Origin of the sequence: Nocardia sp. GP40 (assembly GCF_050434125.1) — a bacterium.
Taxonomy (GTDB): Bacteria; Actinomycetota; Actinomycetes; order Mycobacteriales; family Mycobacteriaceae; genus Nocardia; species Nocardia albiluteola.
Map to the genome: position 1 here is coordinate 1 of NZ_JBNPVW010000034.1, position 23430 is coordinate 23430.

22 protein-coding genes and 1 pseudogene are annotated in these 23430 nt (G+C 65.4%); 12 read left to right on the plus strand and 11 right to left on the minus strand.

From position 1 onward, the window contains the following. The first annotated feature begins 726 nt into the window (after positions 1 to 726). From ABH933_RS44760 to ABH933_RS44805, 10 genes are all read left to right on the plus strand, one after another. A complete protein-coding gene (locus ABH933_RS44760) occupies positions 727 to 1086 on the plus strand; it encodes a histone-like nucleoid-structuring protein Lsr2 (protein ID WP_429429137.1) in 360 nt (119 codons plus the stop codon). Between the two features lie 715 nt (positions 1087 to 1801). Continuing rightward, entirely contained in the window at positions 1802 to 4543 is a 2742-nt protein-coding gene (cas3, locus tag ABH933_RS44765; RefSeq protein ID WP_429429139.1) for a CRISPR-associated helicase Cas3', read from the plus strand. Beyond that, positions 4540 to 6186, plus strand: coding sequence for a type I-E CRISPR-associated protein Cse1/CasA (gene casA / locus ABH933_RS44770; protein ID WP_429429141.1), 1647 nt, complete (start codon positions 4540 to 4542; stop codon positions 6184 to 6186). The genes cas3 and casA overlap by 4 nt, the downstream gene beginning before the upstream one ends. Continuing rightward, positions 6183 to 6896 (plus strand): type I-E CRISPR-associated protein Cse2/CasB, encoded by a 714-nt coding sequence (gene casB, locus ABH933_RS44775; protein WP_429429143.1) that lies wholly within the window; start codon positions 6183 to 6185, stop codon positions 6894 to 6896. Before casA ends, casB begins: the two co-directional genes overlap by 4 nt. Beyond that, positions 6893 to 8020 (plus strand): type I-E CRISPR-associated protein Cas7/Cse4/CasC, encoded by a 1128-nt coding sequence (gene cas7e, locus ABH933_RS44780; protein WP_429429145.1) that lies wholly within the window; start codon positions 6893 to 6895, stop codon positions 8018 to 8020. The genes casB and cas7e overlap by 4 nt, the downstream gene beginning before the upstream one ends. Then, on the plus strand, positions 8017 to 8760 hold the full coding sequence (cas5e, locus tag ABH933_RS44785; protein WP_429429147.1) for a type I-E CRISPR-associated protein Cas5/CasD: 744 nt from the start codon (positions 8017 to 8019) through the stop codon (positions 8758 to 8760). The genes cas7e and cas5e overlap by 4 nt, the downstream gene beginning before the upstream one ends. Further along, positions 8757 to 9488: a type I-E CRISPR-associated protein Cas6/Cse3/CasE gene (gene cas6e / locus ABH933_RS44790; RefSeq protein ID WP_429429149.1), complete on the plus strand. Its 732-nt coding sequence runs from the start codon at positions 8757 to 8759 to the stop codon at positions 9486 to 9488. The genes cas5e and cas6e overlap by 4 nt, the downstream gene beginning before the upstream one ends. Next, positions 9485 to 10432: a type I-E CRISPR-associated endonuclease Cas1e gene (gene cas1e / locus ABH933_RS44795; RefSeq protein ID WP_429429150.1), complete on the plus strand. Its 948-nt coding sequence runs from the start codon at positions 9485 to 9487 to the stop codon at positions 10430 to 10432. The genes cas6e and cas1e overlap by 4 nt, the downstream gene beginning before the upstream one ends. After that, the gene (gene cas2e / locus ABH933_RS44800) at positions 10426 to 10809 is read left to right on the plus strand and encodes a type I-E CRISPR-associated endoribonuclease Cas2e (RefSeq protein WP_429429152.1); all 384 of its coding nucleotides are present in this window, start codon (positions 10426 to 10428) and stop codon (positions 10807 to 10809) included. The genes cas1e and cas2e overlap by 7 nt, the downstream gene beginning before the upstream one ends. A 253-nt stretch (positions 10810 to 11062) precedes the next feature. Next, complete coding sequence (locus ABH933_RS44805) at positions 11063 to 11284, plus strand: hypothetical protein (RefSeq protein WP_429455326.1); 222 nt, start codon at positions 11063 to 11065, stop codon at positions 11282 to 11284. Positions 11285 to 11294: 10 nt separating this feature from the next. On the opposite strand, the gene ABH933_RS44810 is transcribed toward ABH933_RS44805, so the two are convergent. The 4 genes from ABH933_RS44810 to ABH933_RS44825 all read right to left on the minus strand — a co-directional run bounded on the left by ABH933_RS44810 (position 11295) and on the right by ABH933_RS44825 (position 15124). Continuing rightward, positions 11295 to 11474, minus strand: a complete 180-nt coding sequence (locus ABH933_RS44810) for a hypothetical protein (protein WP_429429156.1) — start codon at positions 11472 to 11474, stop codon at positions 11295 to 11297. 115 nt (positions 11475 to 11589) lie between these two features. Further along, complete coding sequence (locus ABH933_RS44815; protein WP_429429158.1) at positions 11590 to 12960, minus strand: hypothetical protein; 1371 nt, start codon at positions 12958 to 12960, stop codon at positions 11590 to 11592. A gap of 85 nt (positions 12961 to 13045) precedes the next feature. Then, complete coding sequence (locus ABH933_RS44820) at positions 13046 to 14014, minus strand: hypothetical protein (protein WP_429429160.1); 969 nt, start codon at positions 14012 to 14014, stop codon at positions 13046 to 13048. Between the two features lie 159 nt (positions 14015 to 14173). Beyond that, positions 14174 to 15124, minus strand: a complete 951-nt coding sequence (locus ABH933_RS44825; protein WP_429429162.1) for an aminoglycoside phosphotransferase family protein — start codon at positions 15122 to 15124, stop codon at positions 14174 to 14176. Between the two features lie 225 nt (positions 15125 to 15349). On the opposite strand from ABH933_RS44825, the gene ABH933_RS44830 reads away from it, so the two are divergent. Then, positions 15350 to 16384: an endonuclease/exonuclease/phosphatase family protein gene (locus ABH933_RS44830; RefSeq protein ID WP_429429163.1), complete on the plus strand. Its 1035-nt coding sequence runs from the start codon at positions 15350 to 15352 to the stop codon at positions 16382 to 16384. On the opposite strand, the gene ABH933_RS44835 is transcribed toward ABH933_RS44830, so the two are convergent. Then, positions 16341 to 16778 carry a hypothetical protein gene (locus ABH933_RS44835; protein WP_429429165.1) on the minus strand — a complete coding sequence of 146 codons (438 nt, stop codon included), beginning with the start codon at positions 16776 to 16778 and terminating at the stop codon, positions 16341 to 16343. The two genes, ABH933_RS44830 and ABH933_RS44835, sit on opposite strands and share 44 nt — an antisense overlap. Positions 16779 to 17177: 399 nt before the next feature. On the opposite strand from ABH933_RS44835, the gene ABH933_RS44840 reads away from it, so the two are divergent. Continuing rightward, on the plus strand, positions 17178 to 17909 hold the full coding sequence (locus tag ABH933_RS44840; protein ID WP_429429167.1) for a hypothetical protein: 732 nt from the start codon (positions 17178 to 17180) through the stop codon (positions 17907 to 17909). A gap of 72 nt (positions 17910 to 17981) precedes the next feature. On the opposite strand, the gene ABH933_RS44845 is transcribed toward ABH933_RS44840, so the two are convergent. From ABH933_RS44845 to ABH933_RS44870, 6 genes and pseudogenes are all read right to left on the minus strand, one after another. Beyond that, on the minus strand, positions 17982 to 18863 hold the full coding sequence (locus ABH933_RS44845; protein WP_429429169.1) for a phosphotransferase: 882 nt from the start codon (positions 18861 to 18863) through the stop codon (positions 17982 to 17984). A 488-nt stretch (positions 18864 to 19351) separates the two neighbouring features. Continuing rightward, a complete protein-coding gene (locus ABH933_RS44850) occupies positions 19352 to 20116 on the minus strand; it encodes a hypothetical protein (RefSeq protein ID WP_429429171.1) in 765 nt (254 codons plus the stop codon). Between the two features lie 36 nt (positions 20117 to 20152). Continuing rightward, positions 20153 to 20680, minus strand: a complete 528-nt coding sequence (locus ABH933_RS44855; RefSeq protein WP_429429173.1) for a hypothetical protein — start codon at positions 20678 to 20680, stop codon at positions 20153 to 20155. Between the two features lie 41 nt (positions 20681 to 20721). Continuing rightward, complete coding sequence (locus ABH933_RS44860) at positions 20722 to 20862, minus strand: hypothetical protein (protein ID WP_429455328.1); 141 nt, start codon at positions 20860 to 20862, stop codon at positions 20722 to 20724. A 357-nt stretch (positions 20863 to 21219) separates the two neighbouring features. Beyond that, positions 21220 to 21675 (minus strand): YbaB/EbfC family nucleoid-associated protein, encoded by a 456-nt coding sequence (locus ABH933_RS44865; protein WP_429429177.1) that lies wholly within the window; start codon positions 21673 to 21675, stop codon positions 21220 to 21222. 1662 nt (positions 21676 to 23337) lie between these two features. Then, a pseudogene (locus ABH933_RS44870) lies at positions 23338 to 23430 on the minus strand (transposase); the annotation flags it as partial.

The window sequence follows — 23430 nt, forward strand, 5'->3', positions numbered from 1 at the left end:
CGCCATCAACGAATCCAGTTCGCCCACCAGCCGATCCAACATCACCCGACAGGTCTACCAGCACCAATTCACGCGAGTGACGTTGCAGTACTAATTCGAATATCCAATCCGGAACTGCTATGCACGTTGCACGCACATCGATAACGGTCGTAGCGGTTGACAACGGGCGTTGCGGGGGTGTACCAAGCGGTCCGCGATTGGCCCACGGAATGTGCCCTCGACAGATGCTAGGTCCGGACTTGGTCCACAGAATTTCGTCGCAGTCCGGGCTCGGCCGCGCACAGCCGGGTGCCATGCTCCGCGGCTGGCGATCGGCATGTACACGGTTGAGGTTGGGGGATCGTATAGCGTGGGCAATCTTTCGGCGACATACTATTGAGGGACGCGAACGGTTCGGCTGAATGGAAGATTTCGCGACGATGCTGGAGTGATTGCTTGACTCAGGGGTGATTCGATGCGTTGTCGTGTGGGCGCAGCGATGGCGATGCATGTCCACCCTGACCAGGAGTTGCTCAGTAATCGGATACCGGAGAGCTCGCCGGTGATCCCAATCGAACATCGCTTGCGTATCGCGTTCGAACATCCCAGCGACCCGATGCGGGGTTGATTCCGATCGTAAGCAAGTTGATGTGCATGATCCGAACCCATCCGAACCCATGACTGACTGTCCAGAACTTTGATTACGCGGCGTTTGGCATGTCGGGCGAGGAATGCTACATTCCTTCAATGGCAAAGAAGACACTAGTGGAAACTTTCGACGATCTTACGGGTGAACGAATCGACACTCAGATCGTCCCAGATCCAACAATCATCTTCGCAGTCGACGGCGTGGAATACGAGATCGACCTGGGAGCGAAGAATCGAGACAAGTTCTATGCCACGTTCGAGCCGTACGTCCGAGTTGCTCGAAAGATTGGCGGTAGGCGCACGCACCGGCCTTCCACCGGCTCGGTCAATCCTTCCGGTCTGAGCAAGGTCGAAATATTGAAGATTCGAAATTGGGCACAAGAGGCAGGTCTCAAAGTCTCGGCCCGTGGACGCCTGTCGAAGGAATTGGTCGACGCATACCGGAAACAGGATGCCTGACTTCGATTCCCTGTATCCTGAACTCCACTTTCAGCGCTCTTCGTAGCTGGTAGTCCGTTGGCCCGCTATCACAGGCAAGCCGCCGCGGAGGGCTCATTGGTCTGCCGCGTTCCGTCGGTTCGCTCATTGGCGCGCTTCTGTCGATGCGAAGGCTGAGAAGGTCAGACGAGTGCGATGCCACCACTGTTGAGCAAGCGGGGTGCGATCGAGACGAGGAAAGTGAATGAAAATGCGACCGTTGAGCTCAGAACGCCCTGGTCAAGAAGTGTGCTCCCCGCACGCGCGGGGATGAGCCCGGCCGCGCCCTGGCCCACGAGGACGCGACGGCGTGCTCCCCGCACGCGCGGGGATGAGCCCACGCTCGATCGGCATGTGCGGTGATACAGCGCGTGCTCCCCGCACGCGCGGGGATGATCGCGGCGTCGGTGTACCGGAGGTGGCAGTGGGCCAATGCTCTCTACATGTGTAGGGGTAGGTCCGGGGATAGGAGGTGAGTTTCTATTCGACGGCTCGCTCCTACCCAGGATCGAGTGACCAAAGTCTCTTGTGCAACAGCGCTTTTCGCGCGGCATGAAGGGCTGTCCGGTATCTGGATGAATGCTATGGACTGTTTTGTGCTGTTGTTGGGGCCTTTTCGGCGTGTTTGTCGGTGGTGGTGGTTATGCTGCGGTCGATCTGTAGGTGTGTGGCTGTGTTTGATCGTTAAGGGGGACTGATGGTTTCGGATTCGACGCGGTCTGCGTGGGCGAAAAGCGATCGTGATGGGGGGAGTTTGTCGCTGTTGCAGCATTTGTCGGATTCGGTGGGGGTGGCGGGGGTGTTGTGGGATTGTTGGTTGCCGAGGCGGACGCGGGAGGTTATTTCGGCGGCGTTGCCGGAGGGGGAGGCGGATGGGCGGTTGTTGTTGCGGTGGTTGGCGGGGATTCATGACATCGGGAAGTTGACGCCGGCGTTTGCGTGTCAGGTGCCGGTGTTGGCGGATGTGATGCATGCGAAGGGTTTGAGATTCGGTGCGGGTCTGTCGAATCGGAAGGCGTTGCCGCATGGGCTGGCGGGGCAGGTGGAGGTGGAGCGTTTTCTGCGGGCGCGGGGTTGGGATCGCGTGGTGGCGCGGTCGTATGCGGTGGTGGTGGGAAGTCATCATGGGCTGCCGCCGACCAGAGGGGAGGTCCAGGTGGCTGGTACGCAGCTGGCGCTGCTCGGTGATGGGGAGTGGTCGCGCTGCCGGGAGGAGTTGTTGACGTATATCACCGACTCCGTTGTGGGGGTTCGGCTCGAGGCGTGGCGGACGGTGGCGCTGCCTGTGACGGTGCAGGTGTTGTTGACCGCAGCGGTGATCGTGGCCGATTGGATTGCCAGCAACCAGGATTTGTTCCCGCTGAACAGTGCCCGCGTGCCTGGGGATGCGGTTGCCGCGTGGACGGAGCTGGGCTTGCCCGCGCCGTGGATCCCGGGCAGGGAGACCGATGGGGCGTTGTTGCTGCAGGATCGTTTCGATCTGCCCGGGGATGTGATGATGCGTCCATTGCAGGCTGAGTGTGTGGCGGTCGCGGAGCGGATTGCCGAGCCGGGGTTGATGATCGTGGAAGCGCCGATGGGGGAAGGCAAGACCGAGGCGGCATTGTTGGCTGCGGAGATTCTGGTGCGGCGGTTCGGGTTCGGGGGTGTGTTTATTGCGTTGCCGACGATGGCGACCTCGAACGCGATGTTCGATCGGGTGGTGGGCTGGGCGAAGCAGTTGACCGATGCGCCGGGCAGCATGTTCCTGGCGCACGGGAAGGCGGCGCTGAATCCGGTGTTCGCCGAGTTGAAGCACCGCGGGTTCGCCTCGATCGGCACCGATTGCGGTGACAGCGGGGTATTGGCGCACGCCTGGTATGTGGGTAAGAAGGGACCGTTGGCGAATGTGGTGGTCGGAACGATCGATCAGGTGCTGCGGGGCGGGCTGAAGGTGCGACATGTGATGCTGCGCCACCTGGCGCTGGCGAACAAGGTCGTGGTGATCGACGAGGTACACGCGGCGGACAGCTACATGTCGACCTATTTGTGCCGATGCCTGGAATGGCTGGGCGCCTACCAGGTTCCGGTGCTGTTGCTGTCGGCGACATTGCCTCCGGCGCAGCGGAATTCGCTGTTGCGGGCCTATCAGCGAGGCCGGACTGGTGGCAGCGTTCCGCAGGAGGATGTTCCGGTGCCACGGTCGTATCCGAGCGTGATTGCCTGGCCGATGAACGAACCCCCAGCGGTAGTGCCGGCATCGGGCCGGTCGGTGCCGGTGCGCGTGGCGCAGTTGGGCGATGATGACGGCGAGGTGATCGCAACGGTCCGCGATGCGCTGTCCGAGGGCGGGGTGGTTGGCATCGTGTGCAACACGGTGACACGAGCACAGGCCATATTCACAGCGCTGCGTGACTGCGGTGAGTTCACCGAAGACCAACTGCTGCTGGTGCATTCACGATTCATCGCATCGCATCGCGGCCGGTTGGAGGATCGGTTGCGGTCGAGGCTGGGGCCGCCGGGCAAGGCGACGCGCCCGCGCCCGCCGGAGCGGTTCGTGGTGGTTGGCACCCAGGTGATCGAGCAGTCGCTGGATATCGATGTGGATCTGCTGATCACCGACCTGGCGCCGATGGACCTGCTGCTGCAGCGGATCGGCCGGCTGCACCGCCATGCTCGCGATCAACGGCCCGGCAAACTTATCGAGGCTCGGTGTCTGGTTCGTGGCGTGGATTGGGCTGCGGCGGTGCCTGTCCCGGCGCAGGGGTCGGTGGCGGTGTACGGGGCGGCTCGGTTGCTGCGGGCAGCCTCAATACTGGAAGCGTTGCCGGACGGGCTGATTCGGATACCGCAGGACGTACCGCTGCTGGTGGGCCGGGCCTACGCCGAACCGTTCGACGCGGCGCCGAGGTGGCGGGACGTTATCGCCGAGGCCGACGCCGAGTGGTCGAAATTCTGTGGGAAACAACAGGATAAGGCAGGAACGTATCTGCTGCCCTGTCCGTACGGGCAGCGGCCGAACCTGCAGGGATGGCTCGCGGCCGGGGTGCCGGAAGACAGCGAGGGAGTCGGCGGCCAAGCGCAGGTGCGTGATGCGGAGGACACCATCGAAGCGATCGTGGTGCGCCGGGGACCGGACGGTGTGCGGGTACTCGAGCAGGTCCCGGACTTCGGCGGCCGTCTGGTCCCGACCGACACCGCACCCGAGGCACGGCTGGCGAAAGCGTTGGCGGGGTGCACGATCCGGCTCCCGGCGATGCTTACCCGATACGGCCGTATGGACGCCGTGCTGGGTGCTTTGGAGGAGACTTGGTATCCGGGCTGGCAGCAGTCCCACTGGCTGGCCGGCGAGTTGGTGCTCGAACTCGATGAGCACGACTCCGCAATCGTGGCCGGGCACAACCTGACGTACGACCCGATATTGGGGTTGCTCATCGAACGCATCGAGAAGGCGAAATGACCTATAACTCAGACACTTTCGATCTGCTCGAGCAGCCCTGGATTCAGGCGGTCGACACCGCCGCGCAATTGAACGTGTGGTCCCTGCGGGATGTGTTCGGGCATGCCCATGAGTTGGTGGCCGTGGTCGGTGAGCTGCCCACCCAGTCGTTCGCGATTTTGCGGCTGCTGCTGGCGATCCTGCGGCGCAGTCTTGCAGCCAGGCCCGGCGGCGCTGCGGAGATCTGGAATGACCTGTGGCAGGCGCCGACGCTGCCGACGCGTGAGATCGGGTCCTATCTGGACACTTACGCCGACCGGTTCGGGTTGTTCGATCCCGCACAGCCCTTCTACCAGGTTGCTGACCTGCGGTCGGAGAAAGACGCGGTGAGCGGATTGGATCGACTGATCGCGGATGTCCCCAACGGCGAGAAGTACTTCACCACCCGCGCCGGCGCGAGTATTGATCGGATCGACTTCGCCGAGGCGGCGCGGTGGCTGGTGCACGCACAGGCGTTCGATCCCTCTGGCATCAAGACCGGCGCTGTCGGGGACCCGCGAATGAAGAACGGCAAAGGTTATCCGATCGGTGTGGCGTGGGCCGGATCCTTGGGTGGGGTCTATGTGGAAGGCGCCACGCTGCGGGAGACGTTGCTGCTCAACCTGAACCTGCTCGACATCCACGAACAGCCCTACCCTGAGCACGATCTGCCCGCATGGGAACGCGCACCGGACCGTGCGCATCCCCGGGATGCCGGGCCGACCGGTCCGGCGGACCTGTGCACGTGGCAGAGCCGCCGGGTCCGGCTGGTCCGTGACGGTGGGGCGGTCACCGGGGTGGTGCTGTGCAACGGTGATGCGCTCGCACCGTTCAACCAGCAGTTACTCGAACCCATGACCGGTTGGCGGTACAGCACCGAACAATCCAAGAAGGCCGATTCGCCGCGGCACTATCCACGAACCCATGATCCGGCGCGAGCTTTGTGGCGCGGGTTCACCGCGCTGCTGCGGGAGGTGGCCAGCGGGTCCGCGACCGACGGGCGTGGGATCGCGCCCGGGGTTATGGAATGGGTGCGATATCTGATCGATGAGGAGGTGCTGGTCCCCACGCATCCGTTGCGGCTGCATGCGGTCGGGATGGAGTACATCAACAACCTGTCCGTGATCGGTGAGATCGTCGATGACACCCTGGGATTCCGGGCCGCTCTGCTGGCCAGAGACCCCGCGTTGCGAACGTGCGCGATCAATGCCGTGGAGGTCGCCGAGGGCGCGGTGAACGCGGTGGGGTCATTGGCCGGAAACCTCGCCGAGGCCGCCGGAGCCACGAATGATCCGGTCACGGCCGCGCGCGCCCGCCCCAGGGAGCTGGCCTACGCGGCGTTGGAAGGCCCCTACCGGCGCTGGCTGGCCGCGCTGGAACCCGGCGCGACCGCCGACGGGTACGACCGATACAGCCAGGAATGGCAGAACATGGTCCGCGCCGTCATCGAGCCCCTGGGCCGCCAACTTGTTTCCGCCGCAGGCATGCCCGCGCTGGTGGGACGTGAAGTTCGCGGCCGGTACGTGGATTCGGCGTTGGCGAGCATCTGGTTCCGTGCGGCACTGGCCAAGCTGCTGCCCGCGGCGTATCCCAAGCCCTCGACCGGGAAAGGACAGGCGGCGTGAGCACCGCATCGACACAGGACACCGCACTACCCAACGGCTCGTCACAGGACAAGAAGCTGACCACTATCACCTCGAAAGACGCTGCGCTGCAACAGTTCGTCGGCGATCGTGTCGGGGCCCTGCAGGCCCGCTACATCAAAGACGATTCCGATGCGGTCGCGGCCAGGGCGCGGTTGCGGCGCGGAGTCGGTGTTGCGGCGGGCAGTCGACCGGACATCTGGGAAGAGACCCTCCGGGGCCTACCGGAGGTGCTCGCCGATACTGCCGTGATGAGCCGGGCTGAGCGGGACGGGACTGCGACAGCATGGGAGCAGGCCGCGCACGATGCGATCACCCTGCACGCTTGGCATCAGCAATCCCGCGACAAGCCGATGCACCGGCACGGCGCCAGTTTCGGTGGCGCCGTGCGCGCGTTGAGCGAGCGGGGTGGTTCGCAGGAGGCGGTGCGCCGCCGTTTCCACATGGTCGCGACGGCCTCCCAATACACGGTGCGACTGGCGCACCTGCGGGCGCTGATCAGCCAGCTGCGAACCCACGCGATCCCACTGGACTACGCACGCGTGGCCCGTGACCTGCGCTGGCTCCAGGACCGCCGGTACAGCGAACGCGTGCTGCTGGAATGGGGCCGCGACTACCACCGCGCACCGCCGAAAGACACCACCGCTCAGAACGAACCCGTCACCGCAACCGAAGAAGGCGAACTCCAGTGACCCGACTGTTCATCGATGTGCACGTCCTGCAGACCGTGCCGCCGAGCAATATCAACCGCGACGACACCGGAAGCCCGAAAACCGCTGTCTACGGCGGTGTCACACGCGCCCGCGTATCCAGCCAGGCGTGGAAACGCGCCACCCGCCAAGCCTTCCGTGCGGCACTGGACCCCGCCAGCCTGGGGGTGCGCACCAAACGCGTCGTGCAGTTGCTCTCGACCCAGATCGCGGCATCCGCACCCGGCATCGACGCCGACGATCTGGCCGCCCAAGTGATGAAAGCGGTCGGGATCGAGCTGGAGAAACCCAAGCGGGCATCGAAGAAGGCCGAACCCGCGAACGAGCGGGAGCAGTCGAAATACCTGCTGTTCCTGAGCGCCTCGCAGATCCAGCGGCTCACACAGCTGGCAATCGAGGCCGCACGTACCGGCACGGACATCGACAAGGCCGCGGCCAAGGCGGCCGCACGCGGTGCCGACAGCATCGACGTGGCCTTGTTCGGTCGCATGGTGGCCGACGCCGCCGACCTGAACGTCGATGCGGCCGCCCAGGTCGCGCATGCGATCAGCGTGCACGAGGTCAACAACGAATTCGACTACTTCACCGCGGTCGACGACCTGGCACCCGAGGACAACGCCGGCGCCGGAATGATCGGAGCCCTGGAGTTCAACTCCTCCACCCTCTACCGGTACGCGACAGTGAATATCGCTGCACTGCACGAGAACCTGGGCGACGACAACGCCACCGTCGCAGCGGTGAAAACCTTCCTCAGCACGTTCGTCACCAGCATGCCGACCGGTAAGCAGAACACCTTCGCCAACCGCACCCTGCCCGAAGCGGTCCTGGTCAGCGTGCGCACCGATCAGCCGGTGAACCTGGTCCAGGCATTCGAGGAACCCGTCACCGCCCTCGGCGCAGGCCGCGCGAGCGCAGCGACGAAAGCACTCGTGGCGAAATTCCAGGCGGTAGAAGGTTCCTACGGCGACGGATCCACGGTGAACTTCGTCGTGGCCGCCGGCGAGGGAGCCGACGCGCTGCGGGAACTGGCCGAACCCGCCTCGCTCAAACAGGTCGTCGAGCAGGTTTCCGGCCTGGTCAGCGCAGCCCTGGATGCCACGTCGTGAGCGTGCTACTGCTCAAACTCGCTGCCCCACTACAGTCCTGGGGCGTGGCGAGCCGCTTCGCCCGCCGCGAGACCCAGCAATACCCCTCCAAAAGCGGCGTGCTGGGACTGATCGCCGCGGCCCAGGGCCGACGACGCACCGACCCGATCGAGGAAGAACTCTCCGGACTGGGATTCGGGGTACGGATCGACCAGCCAGGCACCCTGATACGGGACTTCCAGGTCGCACGCAGCCTCGACGGCGGTAAACAATTCCCGCTCTCGCAGCGGTACTACATCGCCGACGCGGTCTTCCTCGCCGCAGTCCAAGGCGAGCAGAACCTGCTGCAGGGCATACGGGATGCGCTGCTGCGCCCTCAGTTCCCGCTCTACCTGGGCCGCCGCTCCTGCCCGGTCACCGAACCCGTCGTGCTGGGCCCCGTGCGGGAGGGCACGCTACTGGAGACACTCAGCGATACCAGCACCTGGCAAGCCACCGAGCGGTACCGCCGAGGCCAGCCGACCGTCGTGCAGTTGGCGCTCTTCCTGGACCGGATACAAGACGAGCCCGAACACCGGGACCCGTCGCACGCCGACACCGAGGATGCCCTTGGGCATCGAGTCCGGGACGTCCCGATCGATTTCAACCCGGTACGCCGCGAATACGGCTGGCGCACAGTGGTAACCGAACACATCCGCGTCGACAACCCGGCCGGGAAACCGGACCTCCACGACCCGTTCTCCGCCTTCGGAGGCGCATGATGTACCTCTCGCGCATCCCGCTCAACCCCGCCCGTCGCGGCACCCGCAAATTCCTGTCCTCACCGCAAGTCATCCACGCCGCGGTGATGCTGTCCTTCGCACCCGACGCGCTCACCCGCGCCAGCAACGATGGCCGCGTGCTGTGGCGCCTGGACCAGAACCCTCACCACCTACACCTGTACGTGGTCAGCCCCGCTGAACCCGACTTCACCCACATCGTCGAACAAGCAGGCTGGCCCACGACCGGCGCCTGGGCCACCCGCAAATACAGCCAACTCCTGGACCAACTCGCCGCCGGTCAACGCTGGCACTTCCGGCTCACCGCCAACCCCGTCGGCGGCACACCAGGGCGCAGCACCGAGCATCTACGCGGCAAGCGGATCGGCCTCAAAACTGCCGACCAACTGGACTGGTTGCGGCGCAAGGCAACCGACAACGGATTCCGGCTCGCCGAGTGCGGACCCGATACCCTGCGCGAAGACGACGTCGCGCTCATCGGCAGAAGCACAATGCAATTCGGCCGCGACGACGCCGACGAACTCGCGCTCGTCGACCGAAGCACTGTGCAGTTCCGCAGAAGCAAGGCCACTGTCACCCTGTCGGTCGCGACCTATGAAGGAATCCTGACCGTGACCGATTCGGAGCGACTGCGTGCGGCCCTGATCAACGGCATCGGCCGGGCCAAGGGCTACGGTTGCGGCCTGCTCACCCTGGCACCCGTGCAATGAACGAGATCCCGGGAATCCGGCCGGTCCGCGTCGGCGAGCTCGTGCGAGCCCAAGACCGGCTCTCGTTCATCTACCTCGAACGTGCAGTGGTCCACCGGGACGCGAACGCGATCACCGCGACCGACGAACGCGGCGTGGTCCACATCCCCGCTGCCACCCTCGGCGCGCTGCTGCTGGGCCCCGGCACCCGCGTCACCCACCAGGCGATGATGCTGCTGGCCGAAAGCGGGTCCACCGCAGTATGGGTCGGTGAACGCGGCGTGCGCTACTACGCGCACGGACGCTCACTCGCCCGTAGCTCCCGGCTACTGGAAGCACAAGCAGCCGCGGTATCGAATCAGACCATCCGGCTGCGCACCGCCCGCACAATGTACGAAATGCGCTTCCCGGACGACGACGTGAGCGGGCTGACGATGCAACAGCTGCGCGGCCGCGAAGGCGCACGCGTACGGCGCATCTACCGAGAACATGCCGCCCGCACCGGCGTCGAATGGAACCGCAGAGACTACGACCCCAACGACTTCACCGCCAGCGATCCCGTCAACCAAGCCCTCTCAGCAGCAACCACATGCCTGTACGGAATCACACACGCCATCATCGTCGCCCTCGGCTGCGCCCCCGGCCTCGGATTCGTCCACACCGGCCACGAACGATCATTCGTCTTCGACCTCGCCGACCTCTACAAAGCAGAATTCGCCATCCCGATCGCCTTCGACGTAGCCGCACAACCCACCGACGACATTCCCAGCACTACCCGCCGAGCAGTCCGCGACGCCGTCCACGCCAACGGCCTGCTTGCCCGCTGCTGCAAGGACATCCACACCCTGCTCCTGCCCGGCGAACCGGACGCCGCCCACGTGTGGGATACCGACATCGTCGAACTCTGGGATCGTACCGGTAACGTCGCCGCGGGCATCTCCTACGAGGACGAGGTCCCGTGGTAGTCCTCGTACTCACAGCGTGCCCAGCCGGCCTCCGCGGACACCTCACGCGCTGGCTCCTCGAGATAAGCCCCGGAGTGTTCGTCGGCGTAGTCAGCGCCCGCGTCCGGGAACTGGCCTGGCAACGCGTCGTAGAACTCTCCAAAGACGGCCGAGCCATCATGATCCACTCCGCCCGCAACGAACAACGCCTCGCCTTCCGCGTCCACCGTCACGAATGGGAACCCATCGACATCGACGGCGTCCACCTGATGCTGCGCCCCCACACCGGCCAACAAAAACCCGGCGGCCCTCGCACCGGCTGGAGCAAAGCCAGCCGATACCGCAAAGCAACCCGAAACCGAAACCGAAACAAGCCAACACCGAACGAAAGTGAATGAAAACCAGCACATCTCGCCGCTGCACCGCAGGTCAAGAAGTATGCTCCCCGCACGCGCGGGGATGAGCCCGGTTACAACGGCGAATTCTCCGATGCGCCGGGATGCTCCCCGCACGCGCGGGGATGAGCCCCGTTGGAGCACTTCGCCATCGACGCCGATGCGATGCTCCCCGCACGCGCGGGGATGAGCCCGATCGGCGATCAGCAGCGTCGGCGGGTCCGAGGCCATCGGTTTCGATACCAGGCCGGGCCACTTGTCGATCGCGTACGCGATCGATCGCGTGGACAGTGGCATCGTCACCTCGCGACTTCGGCGGTCCCGGCCCAGCCACGCACCCCTGGCTGTCAAGACGGTGGATCTGGTCGAGGTGCGTCAGGACGCCGACCGCGGTCAGTACCTTTGGGATCTCGTGCACCAATTCCCGTTGGGTGCACCAGAACTCGCCGCACCCATTACCGGTGATCCGGCGAAGTAGCCGTAGGGACTCAGGCTCCGGTGTCGATCGAGAAGCCGGAATTCCCGGCGACCGTGAGGTCGCCGTTGGTGGTATCGATCCCGAGGCCGCCGCCTCCGATACCGACACTCAGGTGACCGCTCGAGTCGACCGTGATCTTTCCGTTGTTGTCGTCATCGCGGGACTCGTTGCGTCGCTTGGAAGTGCTCATGACCCCGAGCATAGAACGAACTGTCCACCATGCCGGGCTTATCGCCATGCACGCCAAAGGAATTCCCGGCTCGCACCCGGCCGCGGGGCCGGGTGCGAGCCGGGTTCGGCGATGGTCAGGGCTGCCTCCGCAGCGCGGGCGGGACTGTCGCTGAGCACTTCTCGGCTGCTACCCGCGAGTCGTCGCCGTACCGGAATCGGACCTCGTAGCCGGCGGGGCCGCCGGGCTCGAGGTCCACCATCCCAGGCCGCCCGGCCGGCGGGGTGCCGGTCTTCCAGACCGCCGACCGCACCGTGCCCTCCTCTGGGGTCTTGCTGAACAGCCGCAGCACGCTGACCGTCGATCCGATAGCGAACCCGCCGCGTTCGGCCAGCAGGACCGGATCGAGCATCTTCGGTGCGTACGGCATGCCGAACTCCAGGTGGGTCTCAGTGCTGTAACCGGGGTCGCTGCTCGTGCCGTCGGAGGAGTCCCAGCCCTCGAAATAGTGCCGGGACCGCAGGTGATGAAGCTTCTGGGCGACAGGATCTTCGGCCAGGGCCGCCATTGCATGCTGGATGTCGGGTTCGGTGCGCGGGTCGGTGGTGTAGTGTCCGAGTCCGGCCAGGACTCCGGTCAGGTAGTCCAGCAGCTCGGCGCTGTCGAGCAGTGTGCGTGCCCGGACCGCGGACCACGGGACTTCCGCGACGGTCTGGTCACGCTCATGCGCGGCCGAGTACAACACCAGCGCGAGCAGGTCACGTCCCGCGGCGGCGGGCCAACCTTCCTCGCGGGAGGTCACTACCTGCTTCACCCGCTGTTCGGCCGCGGGGAATCCTCGCTCGGCGTCGGTGGCGTGTGCAACGGCTGCGTCCGGCCGGGCAGCGCGCAATACCGCGGCCAAGCTGGTGTCGTCGCGGTACCCGGGTACTCGGTCGGCGATCAGGCTCAGCGTGGCGTCGCCCTGAAGGTCGATGTCGTTGTTCACCGAGGCCATGAGCGTGAGCGCGATCAGTTGTTGCGCGTCCTCGCTGCGCTCGTGCCAATCGCTACCACCGTTTTTCACCTTCTCCATCCGTCTCGGGTCGGCCAGCACGGCTTTGGCTCCACCCTCGTTGAAGTCATCGATCTCGGCCTTCATCAGGCTGAATTGCTCGTGCGCCGGCTCACCAGCAGTGGGAATCACCGCCCGGCGGGACAAGGGCAGCGTCGACAGGGCCAGCGCAAGCTTCAGCGGATGCAGCCGGTCGTAGAGCGTGCCTATCGACAGGTCCGCGAGATCCTGTGGGCTGGCGACCGTGCTGCTGATGCCTTGTTCGTCCGCGTAGTCCGCGATCACGAACGTGAGCAGCATGGCCGGAACATCCCAGAACTCGGGTCCGCGGGCACGGGCGACGAACCGGGTCTCGGCTGCCGCGCGCATCGCGTGTGCGTAGGCGTAGGCCGCGCTCCACAGCGTCCACGACGAACCCTGCTCATCCCCCGCCGGGGTCTGGTCATGACTCATGCACGATAGCGTGCCAGACCAGCCCGGTCGGGCGCACACGTAAGTCAATGTTTGTGTAGAGGGCCAGGTTTCGCCGCCCGGCCGGTTACCGGCCCTTCTTCCGCTTCTTCCCCTTGGCGGGGGCCTCGCCGCTGTTGCGGCGTGCCTCGCGGGCCGCGAGGTTCGCTGCGCGGCGGCGTTCGGATTCGGTGAGGCCGTCATCGCGGGCCGCGCTGTTGTCCATCGCGCGGCTCATGGCCTCGAGCATGATGATGTCGGTTTCCCGGGTGCGGATCGGGTGCTCGATGATGTGGGCCTTGGCCGCTTCCACGACTTCCATCTCCACCAGCGTGCGTTCGTTCCGGTCGCGGCTGATCCCGGACTGCCCCGGGGGCACACCGGGGAAATTGAAGTCCGGATCGGTGGTCCCGAGGAGTGAATCGAGCAGTTCCAGGGCCTGTTCCTCGGTCACATCGAGGCGTTCGGCTTCGGGCACGCCCCACGCCATGGCTTCGGCGTCGTGGGTCATCTTCAGGATGATCCGCCGCGCGGCTTCGGCGCTCGGGCTCACCATCCGGTGGCTCGCGAACCAGGCCGCCACGGCGGTCACCACGTACAGCTCACCCAGCCCGGCCACCGCATCGTTGATCTCCCACTGCCCGAATTCGCCGGTGGTGGGCTGGCGATCGAGCACGGTCAGTGCTTCGGCGCGATGATCGTCCGGCACCAGATCGGTCACCAGCGCCCGAACTCCGGCGGTGACCTCGGCGTTGGTGAAGTGGTGGTGCAGCCGGGCCGCGTCCAGCATCGTCGCGAACAGGTCCCCGGCCCGGCTGACGGCGAAGGTATAGCGGGTGCCGGGGAACTTGCCCGTGAATCGCCCGCCGGCCACGGTGGGATCGTCGTCATAGACGCTGATTCGCTGGGCGTAGTCCGCGAGCGATTCGGGTTGGCGGCCCATGTAGGCCAGCACCATCCGGTTCGACCATGCTTGCATCACGCCGAGCCGTTCGCGGATCTGCGGCGGCATCACCTCACGCAGGAAATCCGGGCCGAGTCCTTGCGGCTGCGCCATTTTCACTCGATCCTTCACCTCGGGCGGACATTCTGCCGAACAACACTAGCCCCCGGCGGCGGTCGCTGCGCCCGACGGCGCACGCCCCCATCGCCCTCCCGGGCATGAGCACCGATCGCTCTACGATGCGTATCTCCTTCTCGTGGAACGGGTTTCGTATCACACTCGCACGGTGTCGAGGAGCGCGGCAGCGGTCCAGGCCGCGGTGACCTCGCGCATCCGGGCCGCGAGCCCGGCATCCTGGTACGGGCGGTACTCGAGGGTCGCCACGACCCACGCCCACGCCCGCAACCGGTCCGGATCGAGAAGCGGATGCGCGCCGAGCTGGTCCAGCAGCACCGCAGCAGGCGCGATGGTGTGCGGTCCGGTCTGGCACACCGCCCAGAACGCCGGATCGGAGTTGATATCCCCGACCGCGCCGAAAGGGTCTATGACACACCAGGATTGGCCGCCGTCGAGGATGTTGCGGGGATGCAGATCCGCATGCAACGCATGCCGGGCCCGCGTCGTGCGAAGCAGCACCTCCAGCACCGAACACGCGGCGTCGAGCGCCGCGCCCGCCGCGGGCTGATCGCCCGGCGCGGTGTAGCGGGGATCGGTGGCCCGCTCCCGCGCCCACCCGACCCGGGTGTTCATGACTTCCGCGAGATCCGGCAGCAGCGGCAACGGTCCAGGTGCGGGCCGATGCAGCTGGGTCAGCAACCGCGAGAATGCGCCGGCGTCGTCAGCGGCGGGGGTGCCCGCGAGCATGGAGCCCGGCACGATCCGCGACATCACGAACACCCCGGTATCCGGATCATCGTGCAGCACAGCCGGTGCGACATCGGTATCGGCCCACCACCGCAGCAGGCACGCCTCAGCGCGCCCGGCCGCCGGGTCCACCGGGATCTTCAGCACCACCGGTGCCCGATCGTCGTTCACGCAATACACACAGCACGACGTCGCGCCGCCCTCGGCGATCGTTTGCGCGGTCAACCGCCACCGTCGCAGATACCCGTCGATCCGCGCGGGCAGAGTATCGAGCCACGCCCGCCCCGCCTCCTCGCCGCGATACACCGCAATCGCCCGGACCAGCGACGCCGGGATAGCAGGAACGCCCGCACCGGTCATCGGCTACCCCCGAAATCCCTCATCGGCCCCTCCCCTTGATCCGAACGCCCGGCCATCCTCGCGGGCCGAGGGTACCGCTCCGGCCGGCGGGCCGGGATGCCCGCCGCGGCATCGGTCCGGTCCGTGGCCGATCCTTCGAGCGTGTGGGTTTCGTGGGCGGGGCAACGGGTTTCGGGGCAGACTGCATCAGGCCAGAAACATCATCGAGGGGAAAGAAGAGTGCCTATGGCTACGCCACCGGCAGAAGACTTGCGGCGGTTCGGGTTCTGGAACATGGAGAACCTGGGATGGATCGACTCGCCCGCGGAGAGCGAGCGCGCGCAGCTGGGGTACCGGGTGATCGCCGAGCAGATCCGCCCGGACGTGTTCGCGATTGCCGAGCTGCGACCCGGCGGCGACGATCCCGAGCGCGGCGCAGAGCGACAGCTGCGCGAGCTGGCCGAGGCGACCGGGATGGAGTGCGAATACGCGCCGGGCAAGGCTGCGGTGAGCCTGGGCTTCCACACGTTCGCGGTGGGATTGTGCTGGCGGCCGGGCATCACCCCGGTACCGGACTCATGGGCGGTGACCGGGCCCGATATCTGGCATCGCGCCGCCGCGCTGCACCTCGATGTGGGCGGCACGGTGATCAAGCACGCGGTGTATCACGCGCCGCCGTTCGGCCAGCACCGCCGCGCGGACGAAGCCGAACGCATCGTCGCGTTCATGTCCCGCCCGCCCTCGCGCCCGGCCGGATTCATCGCCGGAGACTGGAACGGTTTGTCCGGCGACAGGATTCGCGAACCAGGTTACGAGTCCTACAACGGGTTCGGTGAACTCGAGGACATCGTGCCCGACAAATGGGTGCACTACGACCCGGACACCCTCGCCCGGCCCACGAAGTGGCACCCCGATTTCGTCCACCAGTGCGAATGGACCTACGACCACGACGGCCACCGCGACCGGTGGCGGTCCAACCGCCGGCCCGGCGAGATCCTGTGGGAAGGTGGCCTCGCCGACGCCGCGGCCCAGCTCGAGGCTCCCTGGAAGCAAACCACCGGGCACCGCAGCGCCGAGCAGGGCGACCCCTACGGGCCGCGCCGGATCGATGCCATCAAGGCCACCCCCGACGCGGTGCCGATGCTGCACTCCTACGAGGTGATCGGCGGCCAGGACCCGGAAACGGTCAGCGACCACCTGCCCATCGCGATCACGTACCAACCCGGCCGCACCGCGGTCACGAGCGATCGAGAGGAAACGACTGCACAGTCTCCCACGTGAGCCGACCCGCGGCTTGATCGATCGAGACCTCCACCAGATGCACCTCCGGAATCCACAACGGTGCATGGCTGGGATCGATCGCCCGCAACTTCTTGTTGATCGGATCGCTGTTGACATCCTGGACGCCGTACCCCAGGGAGATATGTGCTTTGCTGACCGGGAATCCGGTCGATTCCGGTCCGCGAACCGCCTGCACCGCCTTGCGGACGCGGCGATGGATCTCGCCCGTGAGCGGTTCGGCCGGGGACACATCGATCAACGGCCCGGACCGGTAGCAGTAGCAGCTACCGGCCTGGACGAGACACGCGGGCACCCCGTCGAGTGCCTGGCTGATCGCGTCTCCGAGCGCGGCGCGTTCGCCGGCGGGGATGTTCCCGGCGACTTGATCTGTCACGCACTCCAGGGTGACGTGAAGGTCGCTGTCGTCCACGAAAGCGATGGGATCATCCGCGACCGCTGCACGCCATCGTGTAAACAGTTCGGCGAGTTCGTGATTCTCCGGAAGGCTCAGATCCACGGGTGCGTAGACCTGCAAGAGTGTGACTCCCTCGGGCCATGGTTCAGTCCCGAGCTGGAAGATATTCCGCTGCATGAGCGTCGAGACTATCGGCCGCGCAGTCGATTTCGGTCATATTCGTGCTCAACGGCGTTCGACAAACCGAACCTGACCCAAACTCTGGACCCGCGATACGTGCATACCCCCGCAGGTATCCGATGCGCCGCGATACCGTCGGGTTCGAAGCCGGGTTCGGGACCGCCGGTTCGGTGCATGGTGTTCGGATAGGGTGAGGCAGTGGGGAACAAGAACAAGAAGAACGGCGGCCGCAGCGGCGGCGGGCGGTCGGCGGCCGGAATGAAGACCGATATCCCGATGCCCTCGGAAACCGATCCGAGCACCCGGCCCGCCTGGGCCAAGCGCGTCATCGGGGCCACCATGAACGGCGGAATGTTCCTGCTGCACTATACGGCCTACGCCGTGGACGGCGGATTCGACTACCCCACCGACAAGGGATTCGCTCCCCGCGCCGCGGATGAATCGGTGGCCGACTACGAACAGCGGCGCACCGTAACGCGGATGATCATCGAGGTTCAGGCGGCCGCGGGCGACTGGAAAGAGCTGTGCGCCGAGCAGATCGCCCACCTGTACCCCAGCGACGCCCCGCACGTCTGCCAGTTCATCTCCGAACAACTCGCCAAATGGATGGCCCAGCGCGGCGGCGGCTCGTTCATCGACATCATGGAAGGATCGCCCCGCTACTTCCAACCCCTGTGTCCCGCAAGACATCTCGATGCCGCCTACCTGGTGGCTGACGATCTGCTCAACGCGATGATGGTCGGCCGGATCGCCGCGCTGCCGCCGGCGATCCGCAAAGCCGCCCGGCGTGAACCGGTCGCGACCATCCACGTGTGCGCTGCGATGGCCGCGACCGGCCTGATGGGGCTTCCCGAGCAGGCCCGCGCTCACGCGCAACTCGAGCTGAGCAAGATCGTGGAGCGGGCACTGACCCGCCCAGGCAAAACCTAAGAGCGGCAGTGACATTCGAAGGAGACCGGCTGGCACCGCAATAGCACCGCGACATTCGAGGGCATCGCGAACTCATCGGCGTAGATCTGCCACGAGCTCGGCGGCGTGTCGGGTGGTCGGCTCGAATGCTGGGGCGGAATCGAATTGGGGATCGTTGAGGTCTTTCGCGCAGCAGAACAACGCCATGATCTTGCCCGACCTGGTGTTCAAGTCGGCGCGGCGTGCCCGGAGTACCTTGTCGGCCAAGGCGGGAACCATCAGGGAGGCAACCCAGAGCGTCGCGGCGTCGAGGCCGGGCGGGGCAAGGCCGAGGTCTTCCCAATCGAGTATCCAGCAGTCCGATGCGGTGAGGTTGGACCAGTTGAGGTCTGCGTGGGCGGGTACCCACCGCTGATCGGTGATCGTCGTGTCGATGTGATCGGGGAAGGCTCGCTCGATCGTCTCGGTCACCAACGCCTGGGTGATCGGCTCGGTGTCGGGCGTCGCTATCCGCGTAACATGCTGGCGGGCAAGGCTATCCAGCGAGGTGTTGAGTGTATGCCACCAGTCCGGGGACAGGTCGGGTTCGGTGATCGGGTATCCGATCGGTGTCGCGGCCGGCCCGGTGATCAATGCGCATTCGTCGGCCCGCCAGAGCACTCCGGCCGATTCATCGACCCAGGACACCCCCTGATACCACCGGGGCTTGGCGATGCCATCCAGCAGAGTCGAGGCTTCGATGCCGTTGTTGATCTGCCCTTGGCTGGCGGCCTTGTCCAGTGGCCGGGCCTCGATCCGCACCCACGTGCCTCGATCGCTGCGCACGCCGATCGTGCGTCGCTTCCGGATCATGGTGGATTCGTCGAAACCCGTTCCGAGGCGGGCTTGCATGTCGGTGACCAGCTGCTCGATCGGCAGCTTGCGCAGGTCCCCGATACCGGGCACTCGCGCTTGACCTGTCAGAGCTTGCGCCACAACTGCTGCTCCTCAGCGGTAGATGTGTTGAACCCAAGGACGTTTATATCGTGGCTGGTGTAAGGGCCTGCCGTCAGGTATCGCCTCGAATGAGTTCTCGGTATGCGGTGATGGCGTCGGCCGCGATGTCGACCTCCGTCGCATCGACCAGTTCCGTGAGGTGAGAGGGGGCACCTGTTCCGACCGCGATCCGGGTGACGGACGGCAGTTCATACGCGAGTCGAAACGCGGCCTGCGAGGTGGAATATTCGAAACGATGCTCCCCGCACGCGCGGCGATGAGCCCGACTCCGGGCTGTGTCATCGCTTCGATTCCGTATGCTCCCCGCACGCGCGGGGATGAGCCTGGCACAGACTGTTTCGGCTCGTTATTGCGAATATCTGATAACGATGACTGGCTCGTGTCGGCTGCCAGCTTGAAGGGTTCTGGCAGCCGACAGGCTCGCAGTTGTCTTCGAACTCCCTGGTTCAGGACGTAATGCCCCCATCTCACTCCGAGTCCGGATATGCCCTGACTTGGTGCTTCGCAGATAGCACCAAGTTGGTTGTCGGACCGAGTGCCGTGAGGGAGCAATCGGGGCCGATGTCGGCCAACGAGCGGAGCGTGGCGAGGTCCGCGCGCCCATGCTCGAGCAGGTGGTCAGCTATGGCAACGACGGCGTGCCAGTGCTGTCGGATCAGCCTGTCGGCTTCCCGGTAGACCTCCGCGACGTCCACGGAGTCCGATCCGGCCGGGAGATGGGCGGGTTGTCCGGTGCCCCAGGTCAGTTCGAGAGGACGTGATGATCGCACGGCCCGCATCTCGGCATGGTCGCCGATTCCGTCGACCACATCGTTGAAGAACGCGGTCTGCGGGTCGATCAGATCTTCGAGGGTCAGCCATCGGTGCGCCGCGCGGACTCCAGCTGACAGTACACACAGCCAGGCGAATACGGGATGCCCCTCGGGATGCACTATGGTATAACCATTTTCGCCGTGCCTGCTCCGGCTGGAGGGCGACACGGCCATCGGCTCGTTATGCACTTCAGCAGCGGTCACGTTCATGCGGGCAGCGAGTGCAACGACAGTGTGGCCCGCCTCGTGGATCGCCGTCATGGTCTGTGTCTGCTGCCTGTTCAGCCCACCGCGTCGAAAATTCTCCGAATAGGTGCCTTCTCCAGGCGGGGCGTAGGGCGTATGCGCCTCGATCCCGTTAACTTCCAACGACCACCACGGGCGGGCGATCAATTCAGCGTCACGCTCAGCGTCGGTCATGGCGATGATCTCGAATTCTGTTGTCGGGTATCGGGTTCACGATCGGGGCTTCAGCCTCACCAGGCGAACCGGCTCACCGTCGAGCATGAGCCCGTCGACCACCTGGTCTCGGTCGCTATCAGTTACGTCGAGCCATCCCGCGCCGGGAGGCACATCGAGCCCGAGGTCCTGCTTCAGCGAATGCCTTGCGGGCCGTGTCGACCAGCTCTTGGCAGCGGTCGAACAGCCCCGGCCCCAGAGAGCGGGATCGATGAGGGTCCAGAACGACATCGTGGGCTCTGGCGGCGAGTCCACATAGGATTCCGACGGCCAGAACTCCTCGGGCGCAATCCATTCGGGCTGAATATCGGCGGCCAGGAACGCTACCGGGCGATCGCCGTCGAACACGATCCAGTTGTGTACGGTGCGGTGGAGCCGAACCTCCGATGTCGGGCGTAGCTCACGGGCTATCGAGGCGACCACCATCCCGCGGCCCGCATGGGCGGGCACCTCGGGGTGGTCGGCCCAGCCAAGAACCGTTCTGTGGATGTCGGGAGAGCAATCGGCCCAGTCGCGCAATGTCATCCGGCGTGGCCGTCCTCCAGGAGGGCACGTCGCGTCATTCGTCATCGTTCGGGGTCGTCGTTACACGTCACGATGGGCTGGGCGGCGGAATGCCAGCGTTGTCCGGTCAGCGCGCATGTTGCGGCGGTGGACTTGGTCCTCTCCCACTCGCACCCGTACGGAGTCTCCACCGCATTGGCCACCGCGCCTACGGTATTGATTATCCCTCGATTGCCGAGCATCTGAGCCCCCACCACCATTTCACTGCCCGCCATGACCCCGTTCGAAAGGGTATCGCTCGTGCCACCGAGCCGATGCGATAACACCGCTGTGTGGCAGCTGTATTCGGTGGGGCGGGGACATTTCAACAGCGACGGCCTTTGCTGTACTACGGAGCAGGCGACGCGCTCGATGTCCTGGCCACGCTGCCGGGCCCGTTCCAGCCCCAGCAGCGTTCCCGTCCCGACTACCCGCCGCCGACCCGCGGCGGCTGTGCTCGCGATCGTTCTCCCGGCCCGACCGACGGTGGGGCCGCGCCGCCAGGCCGCAAGAAAAATAATTCACTGGGTCATCCAACCGCAGTTCAATCGTTCGAAATAGGCATCATCGGCAGCCTGTATCTCCTCCTCGGTCATCGCCTGTCGCGCCGACGACTTGCTGCCCGATGCCTGCCCTGTGGTCATCCGTCTGGCTTCCTGCATGGTCTCGGCGATAAGGCGGTCGCCGGTCAGCGGGCGAGCCGCATCGGCGGCCTGCTGCTTCTCATCCTTCTCCGCACGCTGGATCGCCTCGAGCAACATCTGTGACAGCCGGTTCTCGCCCAGGCGCAAAGCTTGCGCGGTCAGTTGAATGTCCCGTACGTGGCCCTGCGCATTAACGGTGACGCCCAGCTCCCCGTTGCGCGATGTCGCGCGGACTTTGATGCGGCGCAGGGCCGACCGTACGGTATCGACTTTCTGCTGTACATCGGCCACCGCGGCTCGTTGCTCGGCCTCCCAGCCGTCGAGATCGGCCATTGCTACAGTTTGCCTTCGGCTCGCATCCGGGCCCGTTTTCTTTCTGTATCAGCCCTGAGACGCTCGCTGCTCGCTTGAATTTCCCGCGTTCGTTCCAGAGTGCGCCAGAGCCAGACCGCGACCCGAATCGAGTGGGATCACCTACCGCTACCGGTGCAGACGACGATCGAGCAGCGGGTCGGGGCCAGCAGTCCAGTCTGCGGAGAATCAATGAGGCGGTTTCAGCCACGGCATGGCAGCTGTCGACAGCGGGCGCAGCGGACCGTACGCCGCCGGCAGACTCGGCGCGAGTTGATCAGATAGTCCACGAGCCGACCTGCAGGCACAGTCCGGGCAAGACGCGCCGTGAGCGGTGATGCTGGCATCGATGCGTAGGGTCGTCCCGTGGGGTGATCTGCTCGAAGTTCAGATCGACCAGATGCGGAAGCAGAACCCTCAGATCAAGATCGGCACACCCGGACCATGATCGACTACCACACCGTCGAACTCCAAACCGCCTGGGCGCCAACAACTTTGTGCCAGAACCATCATTTCGTGTCCGATAGCACCCACCTTCGGTGCCAGCCAGCCAGGCGTGTACCCGCGGCTGGCTGGCGCCGACGCGGGACCTATCGCGGTGTGCTGAATAGCCCTAGCAGTGCAACGAAAACTGTTGCTGCTGTTTCCCAGTCGGTGCGGAAACCGATGATCGCTGCGAGCGTGATGCTCAGCGTGAGCTCAAGCGTCGGCCTCCTCGGGGGCGGTGGTGGAGCAGCGGCGGGGTGTTGTTCCGCCACGGGTGGTGGTGTGGTTCCCATCATCGTCCTTGGTTGTTCAGATCTCATGGCTGCCACGCTCTCCCGAGACTGCCGAGGTGGCGGACAGATAATCGCTCTAGACTGTTGAAGATACAAGCCCTAAATCATGCCGCCCCAGTTCGCCTCGGCCGCGTCGCCCGTGCGACGCGGCCGAGTGTGCATGTGCGAGAGCGGTTGGACGCAATCGAGACAATGGAACATAACGGACAGGTCCGACATGTGTGCGGTCTTGGATCCGGAGGCGGGCGGCATGGGAGCGATAGAGTTTCGGTGCTCCCCGCGCGCGGGGATGAACCAAGGCTGGAGCGGTTAATAACGACCGTGTTCGGATTCTCCCCGCAGGTGCGGGGATTGGTTCTCTGCGCCGGGTCGTGTGCGCGGCCCGGCACAGGCACTGGTCTATACGTGGTTCGTGCGTGCGCACGGAGCCGGTGCAACGATCGATGCGTGTGGGCTGCCACCGCGCCGGAGATAGTTGGGACGGCTCGAGATATCCTGAGACACAATCGAACTAGCGGCGACGACACCGGCCGGAACATGCACCTTCCGGGTTTTCAGGGGCGGCTATCTTACGAGAATGCGGCGCAGCCAGGGCATCGTGGACCACCCTGATCTGCTCCTTACTCGCAGGCCCGGACCAGGCGGCGCGGTAGGCATAGAATGATCGAGTTCGGGAGCTTATCGAAATGTCACTGAATCACCCTGCACTCCGGGAGGCTTCTATGTTCCCGACCCCGACACCCGCGCCTACCTGCAACGGCGTCTGGCCGCAGGCAAGACCAAACGCGAGGTCACACGATGCCTGAAACAGTACGTCACGCGGCAGATCCACCGAACACTGACGCAGGCCCCCGCGACAACTTGTTCGTAGCCGGGTCAGCACGATCGTGTGGATCGCTCTGTTGAGTTGTCGGTCGCCGCCGCGGCTGAGCCGGTGCCGGGTGGTGTTGCCTGATGA